We start from the raw sequence: 16,792 nt of genomic DNA on the forward strand, positions 1-16,792 counted from the left end.
AACCAGCAGAAGCCGCGGTTCAGGCGTCCTGCGGTTTGGCGAGCGGGAAGGCGAGCGATTCGCGGATCGACTGGCCGGTGATGAGCATGACCACACGGTCGACGCCCACCCCGAGCCCGCCCGTCGGCGGCATCGCGTACTCGAGCGCCTGCAGGAAGTCCTCGTCGAGTTCCATCGCCTCCGGGTCGCCGTCCGCCGCCAGGATCGACTGCTCGGTGAGACGCCTGCGCTGCTCCACCGGATCGGTCAGTTCGGTGTACGCGGTGCCGAGCTCCACACCCCACGCCACCAGGTCCCAGCGTTCGGCGACGCCCGGCTTGCTGCGGTGCGCGCGGGTCAGCGGCGAGGTCGACGTCGGGAAGTCGGTGTAGAAGGTCGGGAAGGTCGTGCGGTCCTCGCCGAGATGCTCGTAGAGCTCGAGGACGATCTGGCCGGCATCCCAATCCGGGCGGTAGTTGATGTCGAGGCGGTCGCACACGGCCCGCAACGTCTCGACCGGGGTCTCCGGCGTGATCTCTTCTCCCGCACCCTCGGACACCACCTCGTGGACGGTCTTGACCGGCCACTCCCCCGAGATGTCCACGCGGACTTCGTTTCCGTCGGCGTCGGTGCGGATGATGACCGGTTCACCGTAGGCCGCGGTGGCCGCATTCTGGATCATCTCGCGGGTCAGGTCCAACATCTTCAGGTAATCGCTGTGCGCCTCATAGGCTTCCAGGCTCGTGAACTCCGGATTGTGACTGAAGTCGACGCCCTCGTTGCGGAAGTTGCGGCCGATCTCGAACACCTTCTCCACTCCGCCGACGCACAGACGCTTCAGGTAGAGCTCCGGCGCGATCCGCAGATAGAGGTCGAGGTTGTAGGCATTGATGTGCGTCTGGAACGGGGTCGCGTTGGCGCCGCCGTGGATCTGCTGCAGCATCGGCGTCTCGACCTCCAGGAAGCCGCGCGCGGCGAGGAAGTCGCGCATCGACTTCACCACCAGGCTGCGGATCGCGAGGTTCTTCCGGCTCTCCTCGTTGATCGCGAGGTCGACGTAGCGCTGACGCACCCGCGCCTCGGGATCGGTCAGTCCCGCCCACTTGTCCGGCAGAGGTCGCAGGCACTTGCCGTTGATCCGCCAGGCGTCGATGAGGATCGACAGTTCACCGGAACGACTGGTGCCGACAACCCCGCGGGCTTGGATCAGGTCGCCGAGATCGACGTCGGTCCCGAAATCGGGTGTGCCCGGGATGACGCGGGACTCCTCGACGAGGATCTGCACCTCCCCCGACCAGTCGTGCATGTCGGCGAAGACGACCTTGCCGAAGTCCCGCAGGCGCGTGACGCGGCCGGCAATGGTCACGACGCTGCCCTCGGGTTCGGTCCGCGCCTGCGCGATGGTGTGGGTGGGCTGGTCGGCCGGCGGATACGGATCGAATCCGCTTTCGACGAGCCGGTCCATCTTCTCCAGGCGCACCCGGACCTGTTCGGGACGGTGCACGACCGCACCCTCGGGGGTGGCTGCCTCGGCTTCCAGCTCGGCGATCAACGCAGGTGCGTCGACACCGGCAGGGATCGACGGCTGGCCTTCGGTGTAGTGCCTGGCCCGACCGAACTTCGGGAGGGTGATGAACCCTTCGGTGACGATGGCGGCGAGACCGACACGCGGCAGGATGCGATTGTCCTCGAAGCACAGGTACCGCGACTGCCAGTCCGGCAGGTACTTGGCGTTCGACTTGTACAGCGACTCCATCTGGAAGAACCGGGAACCGAACATCAGCACCGAGTAGCCCGCACGCATGACGGGCCCGGCGCCGATTTGCGGTCCCTGCTCGAAGAACGCGCGGAAGGCCGCGAAGTTGAGCGAGACCTCGGTGATGCCCAATTGCTCGGAGTTGCGGCATAACTCGGCGACCATCGTCTCCACGACGCCGTTGGGACCCTGCCGGTCCCGCCGCATCAGGTCGAGCGACGCACCTCGGCGTCCCCACGGGACGAACGAGAGCATGCCGACGACCTTCTCGTCGGCGGTGCCCTCGTCGACGACGGCCTCGACCAGCAGGCAGTTGTCGTCGGCGCGATCGCCGATGCGCGACAACGCCATCGCGAAACCGCGTTCCTCGTCGGTGTCGCGCCAGTCGTCGGCACGGGCGACGACCTTTTCCATCTCGGACGGCCTTCCGCCGATCGAGCTTGTCGAGATCTCGCCGTGGCGGCGAATGCGCACCGTCACACCTGCACGCCTGGTGCGGGTCACGGCCTGGCGCACGGCTTTCATCGCCGGTCCGCTGAGGCTGAACTCCCGCGTGTGCAGGATCGCCTCGTCGCCGATGTTCAGCGAGATGAAACCGGCCGCGTCGAAGGCCGCGGCGCCGCGTGGACTCGACCCGATGGACGCCGGATGCCAACCGTACTTCTCACAGAGCGTGAGGAATTCGGCGATGGCGTCGGGCCACGATTCCGGGTCGCCGATCGGGTCACCGCCGGCGAGTCCGACGCCGACCTCCACGCGGTACGTGATGGCCGCCCGACCGTCGGGTGAGAACACCACGGCCTTGTCCCGGCGCGTCGAGAAGTACGCCAGCGAATCGTCGTCGTTGAACCGGGTGATGAGTGCCCGGATGAGTGCCTCGTCCTCCGCGGTGATCAACCAACGCAGTCGCTGCGACCGGAACAGCACGACCGCCGCGGCGATCAACGCCAGGGCACCGAACAGGCCCAGCAGACCGTTGACGAAGACATGCGTGTGGCGACCGTCGAACGAGGCCTCCTGATCGATCGCACCGAAGGCGACCACGCGGTTGAACGCGTACGGCAGTCGATCCGCCCTGGTCAGCGTGTGGGGGAAGGCCCAGACCAGCGCCCAGCCGAGCAGGGTGGCGATGCCGAGACCGACGACGAGCGTGGCGATCGCCGCGGGGATCGCACCGCGACGAACCCGCGTGTGGAACTGCCGATACGTGGCCACGAGGAAGACCAGCGCGGCGAGGTCGATGACCAGTCCGATGTAGATGTTGGTCTGGTCCCAGGCCGTCACATCGAGGTCGTCCTCGAGTGACGGGATCAGGTACAGCACGTTGCCGACCATGAAGAGTACGAGGTAGATCACGCTGATCCACCAGGCGATCCGCTTGCGCGCCGACAGGGCGACCGCGATGAGGGCGAGGACGAACGCCCACGCGAAGCTCGTGTCGGGCAGCGTGATGATGTAGTCGTCGACGTAGCGCCGGGGGTCGTGGATCAGATGCCGGAAAGCCGGCAACAGGCTGGACAGCAACGCGATCGTCGCCAGGACACCCACGACGGTGCCCGCGATGTGCGGCGCATTGCGGCCGAATCCGGTAGGGCGCCTGATCTTGTCGAGGAGGACGAGGGAACGTCGGTCCGCCGCGGTGGGGGTCCGCCGGGGCGCCTCGGGATGTTCGTCGGGGCTGGACGGGTCGACCGGCGCAAGGCGGGTGTCGGTGGCCATGCGTCGACGGTAGTCGTATGCGCGGGTGCGCTCTGCACTCCACGCTGATTCGATCAAGCGGCGGCACACAACCCGGCACATATCTGCGTGGCCGTGCCGGTGTGGCCGGGTGTGCGGACACGGGGCATGATCGGGACCGTGTACGACGTGACGATCCGGGACGACTCAATCCGACTCGGCCAGTTCCTGAAACTGGCCAACCTCATCGAATCCGGCGCCGAGGCCAAAGAGGTCATCGCCGACGGCCTGGTGACCGTCAACGGCGAGGTCGAGACCCGACGCGGACGGCAACTGGCCATCGGCGATGTGATCGAGATCGGCGGGATGGGCGCCCGGGTGGCCCGGGACGAGTGATCACTGCGGTCTGGTCACCGCGGGGATCAGGAACCTACGCCGAGGCGCCGGAGCTCGGCCGGCGTGATGAGACGTTCTGCCTCCGCGGGAAACGTCGATGAGTTGACACGACGTCCGCCGAGTCGCCCCCCGGTGAGCGAATTCAGCAATGAACCCCGGCGGGGTGGGTGAAATGTGTCAGTCAACTTCATGACCAATCACTTCCTGGTGCATTCACATTCGTTACAACGGACTCTGACTTTGACCTACTGTAGCGACAGTACTCATCGTTGTCGCCAAGGTTTTTCGTGGTTTGCACCACTCACCCCGAGCCCCGTCGACATGTGAGAGTACACGTCTCCGGTGTCCCGGATTCGTGACTGCCGTACATGTCGACTAAATCGATCATGACACGCGGGGCGTTACGTTCCGGGTAGCGACGCGGCATCTACCAGCACCAATGCTACGCAGCGAATGCTGCGGCGTATGCCATCCACTCGGACCAAAATTCGTTCTACGGCTCGGCGGGCGACAGCAACCCGGCGACGATGTCGTAGGCACGCCGGGCCGTCAAGGCGCCGCCGGAATCGGCGATGGCCGCCTGCATCCCGACGACACCCCAGGACAGGAACGCGATGGTCGCGGCGAAATCCTGTTCGGCGACCTCGAGTCGTCCGGCCATCTGCTCGGTGAGCAGTCGTTCGACGACATCCCGCATGGACCGCAGCACTGTCCCGCCCGTCGAACGGCCGACGAGGACTCGATAGACCTCGGGGTACTGCTGCGCGAGTACGAGTAGTCGAGGAACCGGCGCCAGACGTTCACTGTCCGGAGGCGCCGCCGGGTCCGGGGGCAACGGAACCGCGAGGACGTCCCGAAGGTACTCGACGCTGCTCGCCAGGAGCAGGTCATCCTTGTCGCGGAAGTGCGCGTAGAAGGCCGAGCGTCCGGTGTCGGCCCGATCGAGGATGTCGCGCACACTGATCCGGTCGTAGTCCCGCTCGACCATCAGCTCGATGAGCGCTCGGTGCAGGTTCGTCCGTCGACGTCGTGACCTCTACCTTCGTGATGCACCACATCCCGCAGGCCGACCGCGACGCCGCGTTGTCCGGCATGTTCCGGGTACTTCGGCCGGGTGGCACAGTGCTACTCGCCGACGCGCACCCGAGCGGCCCGATCCTGCCGATCCTGATCCGGGCGATGTCGCGGTCGGCTGCCCGGCGCACCGCCGACCAGGTCGCCGGCCACACCGATCCGGTCGACGCCCTCGATGTCCGGCGCTACATCCCGGACCTGACCAGCCAGGGATTCACGTCGGTCGAGTTCCACACCATCAGGTCATCGACCGGAGCCCTCATCGGCCGAAAGCCCGATCGCGCCGGATGACCTCAGGCGAGGCCGGCGAGGAATCGATTGGCCCAGGTGACGGCGCTGACACCGGGATTCACCTGGAAATCGCCGTAGGTGCCGTGTGAGCCGGACTTCAGGAACCGGTTGAACGAGGTGATCTGCTCGCGGGCACGCTTGTTGCCGAGCTCCTCGACGATGGCTCCGGGTCCGCCGAGCGTGAGCAGCTCACGGACGATCACGGCAGCCTCGGCCTGGTACTGGAGGATCTGGCTCGGCGTCGGATCGCTGGTTTCGGCCAGGTAGCCGGCGATGCGGGTGATGTAGAAGTCTCGCGGCACGTTGCAGTACATGTCCGACGGCTCGCAGAGAGTGAAAGCCCGGGGCAGCACCCACCCCATGCCGTCGAGGCGGGGACCGCCGCTGCCCTCGCCGCGCAGGGCCGGACCGACGAGGTTGTCCTTGCGCGACCGTCGGGGATCGGAGATCAGCACGACGCCGGCAACCTGACGGGGGCGGATCGCCGCACGCCCGGTGCCGATCTCCGACGCGAGGTCGCCGGCCGCGTCGGCGCCCTGGCTGTAACCGACGAGCGCGATCCGGGTTCCCGGGCAATGCTGCAGCATCTGCAGTGCCAGGCCCCGGGTGTTGGCGACGGCCTGCGCCTTCGACTTCCCGTAAACCGCCTTCTCCCACGGGAACGCGGTCGCGTCGTAGCCGACGTACTGAACCTTGGTCTCCGGACCCAGCCCGGACGTGACGGCGTTCAGGACCCCCGGGCTGACCCCGTTGGCCCAGGTACCCGGAACGGCGAGGACATAGATCTTCGGGCAGTCGGCGGGCGCCGCGTCCGCGCGCGGTGCCGTCAGCCCGAACCCTCCCAAGACCGCACACAGCAGAGTGCACATGATGGCGAGGATTCGACGCATGGGCTGTCCCTTCGGTAGATGGATCGCGATGAGCCGAGTGTATGGCGGTGCCACCGGGATGTGTAGCAGAGTGAAAAGGACTCCCGCCCAACCTTGTGCGGCGGGCGGGAGTCCTCGGTTCTGGTGGCGACGGGTCAGCGCTGGGCGACCTGGGTCGGCACGATCGGGGCCGGCAGATCGGAGGCACCGGTGAGGTACTCGTCGGCGGCCGCGGCGGCCGAACGGCCCTCGGCGATCGCCCACACGATCAGCGACTGACCACGACCGGCGTCACCGGCGACGAACACGCCGGGCCGGCCGACCGCGGCGAACTTGCTGTCGCGCTTGACGTTGCCGCGAGGGTCGTACTCGACGCCCATCTTGTCGAGGAGATCCTCACGCTCGGGGCCGACGAAGCCCATCGCCAGCAGGACCAGATCGGCCTCGAGTTCGAAATCCGAGCCCTCGACCTTCTCGAAGCGACCGTCACGCATGACCACCTCGTGGGCCCGGAGGCCGGTGACCTTGCCGTTCTCCCCGATGAACTCCTCGGTGTTGACCGAGAAGACGCGCTCGCCGCCCTCTTCGTGGGCCGACGACACGCGGTACATCAGCGGGTAGGTCGGCCACGGGGTCGACTCGGCACGCTCGATCGGCGGCTTCGGCATGATCTCGAACTGGTGGACGATCTCGGCGCCCTGCCGCAACGAGGTCCCCAGGCAGTCGGCGCCGGTGTCGCCACCGCCGATGATGATGACCTTCTTGCCCTTTGCGGTGATCTGCCCCTCGACGGTGTCGCCGAGCTGAACCCGATTGGCCTGCGGCAGGAACTCCATCGCCTGGTGGATGCCGTCGAGCTCGCGGCCCGGGATCGGCAGGTCGCGACCGATGGTCGAACCGTTGGCGAGGATGACCGCGTCGAAGTCGGCACGCAGCTGCTCGACGGTGATGTCGACACCCACGTTGACGCCGGTACGGAAGACGGTGCCCTCGGCCTCCATCTGCGCCAGGCGGCGGTCGATGTGACGCTTCTCCATCTTGAACTCGGGGATGCCGTAGCGCAGCAGACCACCGATGCGGTCGGCCCGCTCGAAGAGTGTCACGTCGTGCCCGGCACGCGTGAGCTGTTGTGCGGCGGCAAGTCCGGCGGGACCCGAACCGACGACGGCTACCGACTTGCCGGTCTTCTTCGTCGGCAGGACCGGGGTGACCCAGCCGTTGTCGAAGGCGTTGTCGATGAGCTCGACCTCGACCTGCTTGATGGTCACCGGCGGCTGGTTGATGCCGAGCACGCACGACGCCTCGCAGGGGGCCGGGCACAGGCGACCGGTGAACTCCGGGAAGTTGTTGGTCGCGTGCAGACGCTCGATACCGTCACGCCACCGGTCCTTGTAGACCAGGTCATTCCACTCGGGAATCAGGTTCCCGAGCGGACAACCGTTGTGGCAGAACGGGATGCCGCAGTCCATGCAGCGGCTGGCCTGAGTCTTCAGGTGCCCCTTGTCGAAGTCGGTGTAGACCTCGTTCCAGTCGAGCAGCCGCAGTTCGACCGGACGACGGTCGGGCAGCTCCCGCTCGGGGTGCTTGAGGAATCCTCTGGGGTCAGCCACGTGCGGCCTCCATGATCGCTTCGTTCACGTCTCGCCCGGTCTTCTCCGCGTCGGAGATGGCCAGCAGCACGCGCTTGTAGTCCCGCGGCATGACCTTGGCGAACTTGGTCTGGGCAGTGTCCCAATCGGCGAGCAGCTTTGCGGCGACCGGGGATTCGGTCTCGGCACGGTGCTCGTCGATGATGCCGGCGAGGAACTCGATGTCCTCGTCGGCGAGCGGCTCGATGTCGACGAGCTCGGTGTTGAGGTTGTCGGCCAGCTCGGCGTCCGGGTCGTAGACGTAGGCGATACCACCCGACATTCCCGCCGCGAAGTTGCGGCCGGTCTCGCCGAGAATGATCACGCGTCCACCGGTCATGTACTCACAACCGTGGTCACCCACACCCTCGACGACGGCCGTCGCACCGGAGTTACGAACGCAGAAGCGCTCACCGACGATGCCGCGCAGGAAGATCTTGCCCGCGGTGGCACCGAAACCGATCACGTTGCCGGCGATGATGTTGTGCTCGGCGACGAAGTCGGCCGGGGCGTTGCGCGCCGGACGGACCACCAGGCGGCCGCCCGAGAGACCCTTGCCCACGAAGTCGTTGGCGTCGCCTTCGAGCCGCAGCGTGATGCCCTTGGGCACGAAGGCGCCGAAGCTGTTGCCGGCCGAACCGGTGAAGTCGACGATGATCGTGCCGTCCGGCAGACCCTGTGCGCCATAGGTCTTGGTGACCTCGTGGCCCAGCATGGTGCCGACGGTGCGGTTCACGTTGGTGATCTTCGACGTGAACGACACCCGGGTGCCGTGGTCGATCGCCTCGCGGCTCTGTGCGATGAGCTGCTGGTCGAGCGCCTTCTCGAGCGCATGGTCCTGCACGCCCGAGCAGTACAGATCCTGGTTCATGAACGGCGATTCCGGCATGGTCAGGATCGACGACAGGTCGAGCTTGCCCGCCTTCTCCGACTTCCAGTGCGCCAGCGCCTTGGTGGTGTCGAGGGCCTCGACGTGACCCACGGCCTCCTGGAGCGTACGGAAACCGAGGCGTGCCAGCAGTTCCCGGACCTCTTCGGCGATGAACAGGAAGAAGTTCTCGACGAACTCCGGCTTGCCGGCGAAACGCTCACGCAGAAGCGGGTTCTGGGTGGCGATGCCCACCGGGCAGGTGTCGAGGTGGCAGACGCGCATCATGACGCAGCCCGAGACGACGAGCGGCGCGGTCGCGAAACCGAACTCCTCACCGCCGAGCAGGGCGGCGATCACGACGTCGCGGCCGGTCTTCATCTGACCGTCGACCTGGACCACGATGCGATCGCGAAGACCGTTGAGCAGCAACGTCTGCTGGGTTTCGGCCAGACCGATCTCCCACGGCGCGCCGGCGTGCTTGAGCGACGTCAGCGGCGACGCACCGGTACCACCGTCGTGACCCGAGATGAGCACGACGTCCGCGTGTGCCTTCGACACACCGGCGGCGACGGTGCCCACGCCGACCTCGCTGACGAGCTTCACGTGGATGCGCGCCTTGGGGTTCGCGTTCTTCAGGTCGTGGATCAGCTGCGCGAGATCCTCGATCGAGTAGATGTCGTGGTGCGGCGGCGGCGAGATGAGGCCGACGCCCGGCGTCGAACCGCGGACCTCGGCGACCCACGGGTACACCTTGTGCGGCGGGAGCTGGCCGCCCTCACCGGGCTTGGCACCCTGCGCCATCTTGATCTGGATGTCGGTGCAGTTCGACAGGTAGTGCGAGGTGACACCGAAACGTCCCGACGCGACCTGCTTGATCGCACTGCGACGCCAGTCGCCGTTCTCGTCGTGGTGGAAACGACGCGGATCCTCGCCGCCCTCACCGGAGTTCGAGCGACCCCCGAGACGGTTCATGGCGATGGCCAGCGTCTCGTGGGCCTCGGCGGAGATCGAACCGAAGCTCATCGCGCCGGTGGAGAACCGCTTGACGATCTCGCTGGCCGGCTCGACCTTCTCGATCGGGATCGGGTCCCGGTCACCGAAGTTGAAGTCGAAGAGGCCGCGCAGCGTACCGAGACGGGTCGACTGGTCGTCGACCAACTTCGTGTACTCCTTGAACACCCCGTACTGACCGGTGCGCGTGGAGTGCTGCAGCTTGAACACCGTGTCCGGGTTGAACAGGTGGTACTCACCCTCACGGCGCCACTGGTATTCACCGCCGACCTCGAGCTCGCGGTGTGCGCGCTCCGAGGGCCGGTCGCTGAAGGCCAGTGCATGCCGGGTGGCGACGTCGGCGGCGATCTCGTCGAGACCGATGCCGCCGAGCTGGCTGATCAGGCCGGTGAAGAACTCGTCGACGGTCGCCTGGGAGAGGCCGATGACCTGGAAGAGCTGCGCACCGGTGTACGAGGCGATGGTCGAGATGCCCATCTTGCTCATCACCTTGAGCACACCCTTGCTGGCGGCCTTGATGTAGTTCTTGCGTGCGGTGGCGAAATCGATGTCGCCGAGCACGCCGCGCTCGACCATGTCCTCGATCGACTCGAAGGCCATGTACGGATTGACCGCGCCGGCGCCGAAGCCGACGAGCGCAGCGATGTGGTGGACCTCGCGGGCGTCGCCGGACTCCACCACCAGGCCCACCCGGGTGCGCTTGCGCTCCCGGACCAGGTGATGGTGCACCGCCGCGGTCAGCAGCAGCGACGGGATCGGTGCGTTGGTCTCGTCCGACTCACGATCGGAGAGCACCACGATGGACACACCGTCGTCGATCGCGGCGCTCACCTCGGCGCGGATCCGGTCCAGTGCGGCGCGCAGGCCCGCGCCGCCCTCGGCAACCGGGTACAGGCCGTAGATCTGCTTGCTGCGCAGGTCCGGGTAGCGGCCGTCCTCCTCGATCCGAACCAGCTTCGCCAACGTGTCGTTGTCGATGGTCGGTTCGGGGATCTCGATCTTGCGGCAGCTGTTCGGACCCGGATGCAGGAGATCGCCCTCGGAGCCGATCGTGTCGCCTAGGCCGGTCACCACCTCTTCGCGGATGGCGTCCAGCGGCGGGTTGGTGACCTGCGCGAAGAGCTGCTGGAAGTAGTCGAACAGCATGCGCGGACGCTTGGACAGCACGGCGATCGGGGTATCGGTGCCCATCGAACCGAGCGCCTCGGCGCCGGTCCTGGCCATCGGCGCGACGAGGAGGTCGAGCTCCTCGCTGGTGTAACCGAAGACCTGCTGGCGCAACGCGACCCGGTCGTGGGCCATGTGCTCATGCGGCAGCGCACGCACGTCGTTGACGTCGACCAGATGCTCGTCGAGCCACTCCTGGTACGGGTGCTCGGCGGCGAGTTCGTCCTTGATCTCCTCGTCGTCGACGATGCGGCCGGCGGCGGTGTCCACGAGGAACATCCGGCCGGGCTCCAGGCGCATCTTCTGCACGACGTCGGCATGGTCGATGTCGAGGACGCCGACCTCGGAGGCCATCACGACGAGATCGTCCTTGGTGACCCAGATGCGGCTGGGACGCAGGCCGTTCCGGTCGAGGACCGCTCCGACGACCGTGCCGTCGGTGAAGCACACCGACGCCGGGCCGTCCCAGGGTTCCATCATGGTGGCGTGATAGCGGTAGAACGCACGGTGCTCGGGCTTCATCGACTCATGACGCTCCCAGGCCTCCGGGATCATCATCAGGACCGCGTGCGGCAGGCTGCGGCCACCGAGGTGCAGCAGTTCGAGCACCTCGTCGAAACGTGCGGTGTCCGACGCACCGGGGGTGCAGACCGGGAAGATCTTCGACGCCGCGTCGGCACCGAAGGCCTCGGTGTCGATGAGCGCCTCGCGGGCACGCATCCAGTTCTCGTTGCCCGTGACGGTGTTGATCTCACCGTTGTGGGCGACACGACGGAACGGGTGCGCGAGCGGCCACGACGGGAAGGTGTTGGTGGAGAAGCGCGAGTGGACGAGGCCCAGCGAGCTCTCGACGCGCGAGTCCTGCAGGTCGACGTAGAACTCCCGCAGCTGCGGGGTCGTCAGCATGCCCTTGTAGACGAAGGTGCGTCCCGACAGGCTCGGGAAGTACACGGTCTCGCGGCCGGGGCCGTCGGCGCCTGCACCCTTGTTGCCGAGCTCGTACTGGACGCGCTTGCGCACGACGTACGCCCGGCGCTCGAGCTCCATGCCCTCCGCGCCACCGATGAAGACCTGGCGGAAAGTGGGCATCGCGTCGCGGGCGAGCGCACCGAGCGAGTTCTCGTTGGTGGGCACCTCGCGCCAGCCGAGCAGGGTCAGACCCTCGGACTCGATGACCTTCTCGACGCCCTCGCAGGCGAGACGAGCATCTTCGGAGCCCTGCGGCAGGAACGCGATACCGGTCGCGTAGCTGCCCTCGGCGGGGAGCTCGAAATCGACCGTCTCACGCAGGAAGCGGTCGGGAACCTGGATCATGATCCCGGCACCGTCACCTGTGTTCGGTTCAGCACCTGCGGCACCGCGGTGCTCGAGGTTGACCAGGGCCATGATCGCCTTGTCGACGATGTTGCGACTGCGTCGTCCGTGCATGTCCACGACGAACGCCACGCCGCACGAGTCGTGCTCGTTACGTGGGTCGTAGAGACCCACCGGTCCCGGAGCCTGCTTCATATCCGCCTCACTTTGCGTGCGGAGGGTGCACGCACTAACAGTGGTCAATGTCTGGGGGCCACCCCGCCTGTGTAACCGGCTCCCTTGCCGGCCTGTTCGCCTTGCGGACCTCGATGTCCACAGCGTCGTCATCCTCCCCCGAGGGGCTGACCTGGGGCAGAGCCGACAATCACAAGGCGGTGGCCCCGTCAGCGCCGTTGCTGACGGAATCTCACGGGCCGCATCGTCGAGGCCCGAGCACCATGCTCATCTCGGCTTTGCGCGCAGCACTTCAGAGGGCGCCCGCGGGCTGCCGTATGAGCATTGTGGGTCATTTTTCCATGTGGGGTGCCCACTATCGAAATCCGGCTACCACAATGGACGCGATACTGCACGTCAGAGGAAAATCGGGCGAGTACGGACATCACCGTGCGGACCGCTCGACGTGAGCTGTCTGCCTTCTGTTCGTAACGGGACGGGTCCATCGCGGTGGCCACTCGATCGCGGCGGGGTCGCGGTCAGGTGTCGACCCACATATTCGTCGCACACCGGACACCAGACCCGGCTAGCGTCTGAGTGATAAGCATCACCTTACCCGCGGGCGGGGCGCCCATCCCGCCCGCCGATGACGAGAAACCATTCGGAAACCTCGGCGTCGACCCCCACGGTTCTCGCCGATCGCGCGCCGTGAACGCCTACCTCGCGCGGGTCACCTGGCCGATAATGCTCGCCGCGGGCCGGAGCCATCCCCTGGTGACCGCGCAGATGATCCAGCGGACCCGCCCGGGACTGAACCGCACCATCGAACGGCTCAGTCCACCGCCGTCCGGCACGCAGGTCGAGTTGGTGAGGGAGACCTTCCGCGGGGGCCAGATCCGCGGTGAATGGGTGACCGGCCGACGCGCCGCGGACCCGCAGCCGGGCACCCGGATCATCTACTACCTGCACGGCAGCGGATATGTGGTGTGCTCCCCGCGCACGCATCGCGGTCTCGTCGCGCGGCTGGGAAATCGGACGGAACTCTCGGCGTTCAGCCTCGACTACCGGCTCGGTCCCGAACATCCCTGGCCGTGTGCGGGAAACGACGCCATCCGCGGTTACCGATGGCTGCTCGCGCAGGGTTACCGGGCCGAGGACATCGTGGTGGCCGGCGACTCGGCCGGCGGGCACCTCGCCCTCGATCTCCTCGCCGTCAACCACGCGACCCGCACACCGCAGCCGGGTTCGATGGTGCTCTTCTCCCCGCTCTACGACCCGACTTTCGATCTGGCCGTGGACAATCAGCGCAGCGGCGTCCACGATCCGATCATCAATGCGGTCACCGCGCGCAAGATCCTTCGTCTCTACACGCGGACCGCCGACCCCGACCATCCGCGCATGCGCATCCGCCTCACCCCGGAGATGACCCTCCCGAAGACCCTCATCCAGTACGGATCGCTGGAGGTCATGGGCGCCGACGCCCGGGCCACGCACGACGAGATCGTCGGGGCCGGAGGCGTTTCGGTGATCCAGGCCTGGCCGGATCAGGGACACGTGTTCCAGCTCATGCCGCGGCTGTCCGCCGAGGCACGACAGGCCGTGGACACCGCGGCGCGGTTCATCACCGTGACGGCACCCACGCGCACCGAGCCGGCGAGCTGAGTGTGGACGACCTCGTGACCGCGGTCGTCGTCGACGACCACCCGTTCTTCCGGGACGGGGTGTCACGGGGTCTGACGCAGAGCGGACGGGTGCGGGTGGTCGGCGAGGCAGCCGACGGGGCCGCCGGACTCGAGCTGATCCGGCACGCAAGCCCCGACGTCGCCGTGGTCGACCATCAGATGCCCGGGATGACGGGTGTCGAACTGGCGCATGCGGTCACCCGCGATCAGTTGCCCACGCGCGTGCTCCTGCTGTCGGCGGTCACCGACGGTCCCATCGTGTTCCGGGCACTGCAGGAAGGTGCCGCCGGATATCTGTCGAAGGACGCCGACCGCGACGAGATCGTGGGTGCGGTGACGCGGGTCGCCCGAGGAGAGACGGTGGTGCCCCCGATGCTCGCCGCCGGCCTCGTCGGTGAGATCCGCGCCCAAACCCAGCGCGACACCCCGGCCCTCAGCGAACGCGAGCGCCAGGTGCTCACCGGATTCGCACGGGGACAATCGATTCCGCAGGTCGCCGCCGAGCTGTACATCGGTGCCGCGACCGTGAAGACCCACACCCAGCGCCTCTACGAGAAGCTCGGGGTCTCCGACCGCGCGGCCGCCGTGGCCGAGGCGATGCGTCGTGGGCTTCTCGAGTAGCCGCGGCGTGCTGCGCAACTCCGACATCGAGATCGCCGGCCTGACGGTCTATCTCGGGTTCGGTGAGTTCGCCGACGAGCCCCGGATCCATCGCATCCTCGTCGAGCACGCCATCCGCGGTATCCGGGTCCAGGTGCTGCTGCGACTGTTCCTGGCGCTTTTCGTGCTGCTGACAGTGTGTCTCGATCCGCCCGACCATGCGGCAGTGTTCAGCGTCGTCACCGCCGCCCTCTACGCGGCGTGGTGTGTTGCCGGAGCGGTCGTGGTGCGCCGCTACGACACGTGGGTGGTCCGCTACTCGTGGATCGCACTGCCGATCGACCTGCTGCTCCTGACGATCCTGGCCGTCGTCGCGGGGATGTCGAACGAGGTCAGCTGGACCACCGACGCCCTGCTCGCCGGATTCGCCCTGGTCCCGATGATCGCAGCCATCTCCCTGCAGCCGCGACTGTGCGCGATCGTCGTGGTCGCGACCGTGGTGGTCTATGCCGTCGCCAACATCCTCGCCCGGCAGGCGAACGGCGAGCCGTGGTCGATCATCGTGCTGCGCGTGCTCGTCGTGGCGGCGCTCGCGGTCGGTGCGATCCTGTTGTCCCAGCTGCAACGGTCTCGGGTGACGACGATCGGATCGCTTGCCGCCGAACGGGCCCGGCTGCTCGACGCCACGATGGAGATCGAGGAGCGGGAACGACGCGACCTCGCCGACAACCTGCACGACGGCGCCCTCCAGTACGTGCTGGCCGCCCGGCAAGAGCTTGCGACACTTCGGGGTTCGGCCGATCCGGTCATCCTGAACCGGGTCGACGGGGCTCTGCGCGACTCGGCCCGGCTGCTCCGGTCGACGCTGAGCGAACTGCACCCCGCGGTCCTCGAACAGGCGGGCCTCGCCGTCGCCCTCACCGACCTCGCCGCGTCCTACGGCAGTCGCGCCGGCGCTCCGTCGATCTCCGTCGACACCGCCGCCTGGCCGACCGAACTGCGCACATCCGCCGACTCGCTGCTGTTCGCCGCAGCCCGGGAGTTGCTGACGAACGTCGTCAAGCACGCCGAGGCCGACGCCGCGGAGATCACCGCCGAATTCGACGACGGGGTCGCGCGACTGGTGGTGGTCGACGACGGCATCGGTCTGCCCGATGGCGTCGAGATCGAGGAGCTGATACAGCGACGCCAGGCTGCCGGCCACATCGGCCTGGCCTCGCGACGCGTACGGATCGAGGGCACCGGCGGCACGTTCTCGCTGGCCAGGCGGCCGAGCGGCGGAACCGCCGCCATCGTCGAGGTGCCCGCGCGCGAGGTCTGACCGGCCCCGCTGAAAAGCACCCCTGAAAACCGCCATCGGAAACCGGCCTGAGCAGCGGATTCGACGACATGGTGTCATCGGCCGGGCTGTGGAGGGCGGATTCCAGGGGCGGTTTTCAGCACCGATCGGTGATCCGTGTCCCCCGATCGGTGGATGCGCGAATCCACCGGTCCATCACCCGGTCGACGGAATCCCGGCGCGGTCTTTTCCGAGGAAAGTCATTGGTGTCACCGGAACAACCCGGAACAGCCACCCAGAAGCCCTCACCAGAGACTCGGAGAACCCCATGAAGATCGCGTCCCGCATCGCAGCCGGAACCCTCGGACTCGCCGCAGCCACCGGCATCGCACTCGGTGCCGCCGGAGCAGCCCATGCCGGCACCATGCCGATCACCCGCCCGGGCGAACCGACAGTCGCGATGACGATCACCAACCACACGAACAAGCCCGAATACCTGATCGGCAGCAACGCCGACGGCGGTCAGTGGGTCAACGCACCGCAGCAGGTCCTGTACCCCGGCGCCAGCGAAACCATCACGGCCGTCGCACCTTTCAACAACCATCTCGACGTCAACGCCATGTACCGCATCGGACTCTTCGGTCCCACCGCCAACTACCAGCTCACCAACCACAAGTTCAACGTGAACACCGGGATGAGCGGGATCTGGGGACCCCAGTCGCAGCAGTACTGGATGAACAACCACATCGACACCGGCTTCCCACAGGCCAATGTCGGATTCGACCAGTGGTGAGTGGAGGACGCCTGCTGATCACTGGAAAACACCACAGGCCCGCGACCGGAATGGTCGCGGGCCTGTGGTGGTTTCGACGAGCTCAACCAGCGGGCAGAAACACTCAACCAGCGGGGAGAAACGCCGAGATGAGCTCGACTCATCAACGCATCACGGGAAGACGTTCTCCAGCGAGCCGAAGACACCGCCGGCACCCGTGGCCGCGAAGTTCGTGGTGCAGCCGTTGAACGAGACGTTGTCGACGTTCACCTT

General features: G+C 67.0%; 11 protein-coding genes. 6 read left to right on the forward strand and 5 right to left on the reverse strand.

What is annotated here, in order from left to right:
* Positions 1-19: 19 nt before the first annotated feature.
* Positions 20-3,454 (reverse strand): bifunctional lysylphosphatidylglycerol synthetase/lysine--tRNA ligase LysX, encoded by a 3,435-nt coding sequence (gene lysX, locus GOAMI_RS21725; protein WP_006438785.1) that lies wholly within the window; start codon positions 3,452-3,454, stop codon positions 20-22.
* Positions 3,455-3,580: 126 nt separating this feature from the next.
* Here lysX and GOAMI_RS21730 point away from each other — a divergent pair, with 126 nt between their 5' ends.
* The gene (locus GOAMI_RS21730) at positions 3,581-3,808 is read left to right on the forward strand and encodes an RNA-binding S4 domain-containing protein (protein ID WP_006438786.1); all 228 of its coding nucleotides are present in this window, start codon (positions 3,581-3,583) and stop codon (positions 3,806-3,808) included.
* 493 nt (positions 3,809-4,301) lie between these two features.
* Here the strand turns inward: GOAMI_RS21730 and GOAMI_RS21735 are convergent, their stop codons facing one another.
* Entirely contained in the window at positions 4,302-4,796 is a 495-nt protein-coding gene (locus GOAMI_RS21735) for a TetR/AcrR family transcriptional regulator (RefSeq protein ID WP_006438787.1), read from the reverse strand.
* A 41-nt stretch (positions 4,797-4,837) separates the two neighbouring features.
* On the opposite strand from GOAMI_RS21735, the gene GOAMI_RS21740 reads away from it, so the two are divergent.
* Complete coding sequence (locus GOAMI_RS21740) at positions 4,838-5,173, forward strand: class I SAM-dependent methyltransferase (RefSeq protein ID WP_006438788.1); 336 nt, start codon at positions 4,838-4,840, stop codon at positions 5,171-5,173.
* A 2-nt stretch (positions 5,174-5,175) separates the two neighbouring features.
* Here GOAMI_RS21740 and GOAMI_RS21745 read toward each other — a convergent pair whose 3' ends face one another.
* The 3 genes from GOAMI_RS21745 to gltB all read right to left on the reverse strand — a co-directional run bounded on the left by GOAMI_RS21745 (position 5,176) and on the right by gltB (position 12,228).
* Entirely contained in the window at positions 5,176-6,063 is an 888-nt protein-coding gene (locus tag GOAMI_RS21745; RefSeq protein ID WP_006438789.1) for a cutinase family protein, read from the reverse strand.
* Positions 6,064-6,197: 134 nt separating this feature from the next.
* Positions 6,198-7,652: a glutamate synthase subunit beta gene (locus tag GOAMI_RS21750; RefSeq protein ID WP_006438790.1), complete on the reverse strand. Its 1,455-nt coding sequence runs from the start codon at positions 7,650-7,652 to the stop codon at positions 6,198-6,200.
* The gene (gltB, locus tag GOAMI_RS21755; protein WP_006438791.1) at positions 7,645-12,228 is read right to left on the reverse strand and encodes a glutamate synthase large subunit; all 4,584 of its coding nucleotides are present in this window, start codon (positions 12,226-12,228) and stop codon (positions 7,645-7,647) included. The genes GOAMI_RS21750 and gltB overlap by 8 nt, the downstream gene beginning before the upstream one ends.
* Before the next feature lie 555 nt (positions 12,229-12,783).
* Here gltB and GOAMI_RS21760 point away from each other — a divergent pair.
* The 4 genes from GOAMI_RS21760 to GOAMI_RS21775 all read left to right on the forward strand — a co-directional run bounded on the left by GOAMI_RS21760 (position 12,784) and on the right by GOAMI_RS21775 (position 16,540).
* Positions 12,784-13,848, forward strand: a complete 1,065-nt coding sequence (locus GOAMI_RS21760) for an alpha/beta hydrolase fold domain-containing protein (protein ID WP_374978480.1) — start codon at positions 12,784-12,786, stop codon at positions 13,846-13,848.
* 2 nt (positions 13,849-13,850) lie between these two features.
* The gene (locus tag GOAMI_RS21765) at positions 13,851-14,489 is read left to right on the forward strand and encodes a response regulator (RefSeq protein WP_006438793.1); all 639 of its coding nucleotides are present in this window, start codon (positions 13,851-13,853) and stop codon (positions 14,487-14,489) included.
* 10 nt (positions 14,490-14,499) lie between these two features.
* Positions 14,500-15,789 (forward strand): sensor histidine kinase, encoded by a 1,290-nt coding sequence (locus GOAMI_RS21770; RefSeq protein ID WP_040005103.1) that lies wholly within the window; start codon positions 14,500-14,502, stop codon positions 15,787-15,789.
* A gap of 286 nt (positions 15,790-16,075) precedes the next feature.
* Positions 16,076-16,540, forward strand: coding sequence for a hypothetical protein (locus GOAMI_RS21775; RefSeq protein ID WP_006438795.1), 465 nt, complete (start codon positions 16,076-16,078; stop codon positions 16,538-16,540).
* Positions 16,541-16,792: the final 252 nt, after the last annotated feature.

The sequence above is a fragment of the Gordonia amicalis NBRC 100051 = JCM 11271 genome, assembly GCF_000332995.1.
GTDB classification, from domain to species: domain Bacteria; phylum Actinomycetota; class Actinomycetes; order Mycobacteriales; family Mycobacteriaceae; genus Gordonia; species Gordonia amicalis.

Bases quoted from the DNA above. Each gene is read 5' to 3' on its own strand.
- lysX (WP_006438785.1), bottom strand. From the start codon at position 3,454: ATGGCCACCGACACCCGCCTTGCGCCGGTCGACCCGTCCAGCCCCGAC.
- GOAMI_RS21730 (WP_006438786.1), top strand. From the start codon at position 3,581: ATGATCGGGACCGTGTACGACGTGACGATCCGGGACGACTCAATCCGA.
- GOAMI_RS21735 (WP_006438787.1), bottom strand. From the start codon at position 4,796: ATGGTCGAGCGGGACTACGACCGGATCAGTGTGCGCGACATCCTCGAT.
- GOAMI_RS21745 (WP_006438789.1), bottom strand. From the start codon at position 6,063: ATGCGTCGAATCCTCGCCATCATGTGCACTCTGCTGTGTGCGGTCTTG.
- gltB (WP_006438791.1), bottom strand. From the start codon at position 12,228: ATGAAGCAGGCTCCGGGACCGGTGGGTCTCTACGACCCACGTAACGAG.
- GOAMI_RS21775 (WP_006438795.1), top strand. From the start codon at position 16,076: ATGAAGATCGCGTCCCGCATCGCAGCCGGAACCCTCGGACTCGCCGCA.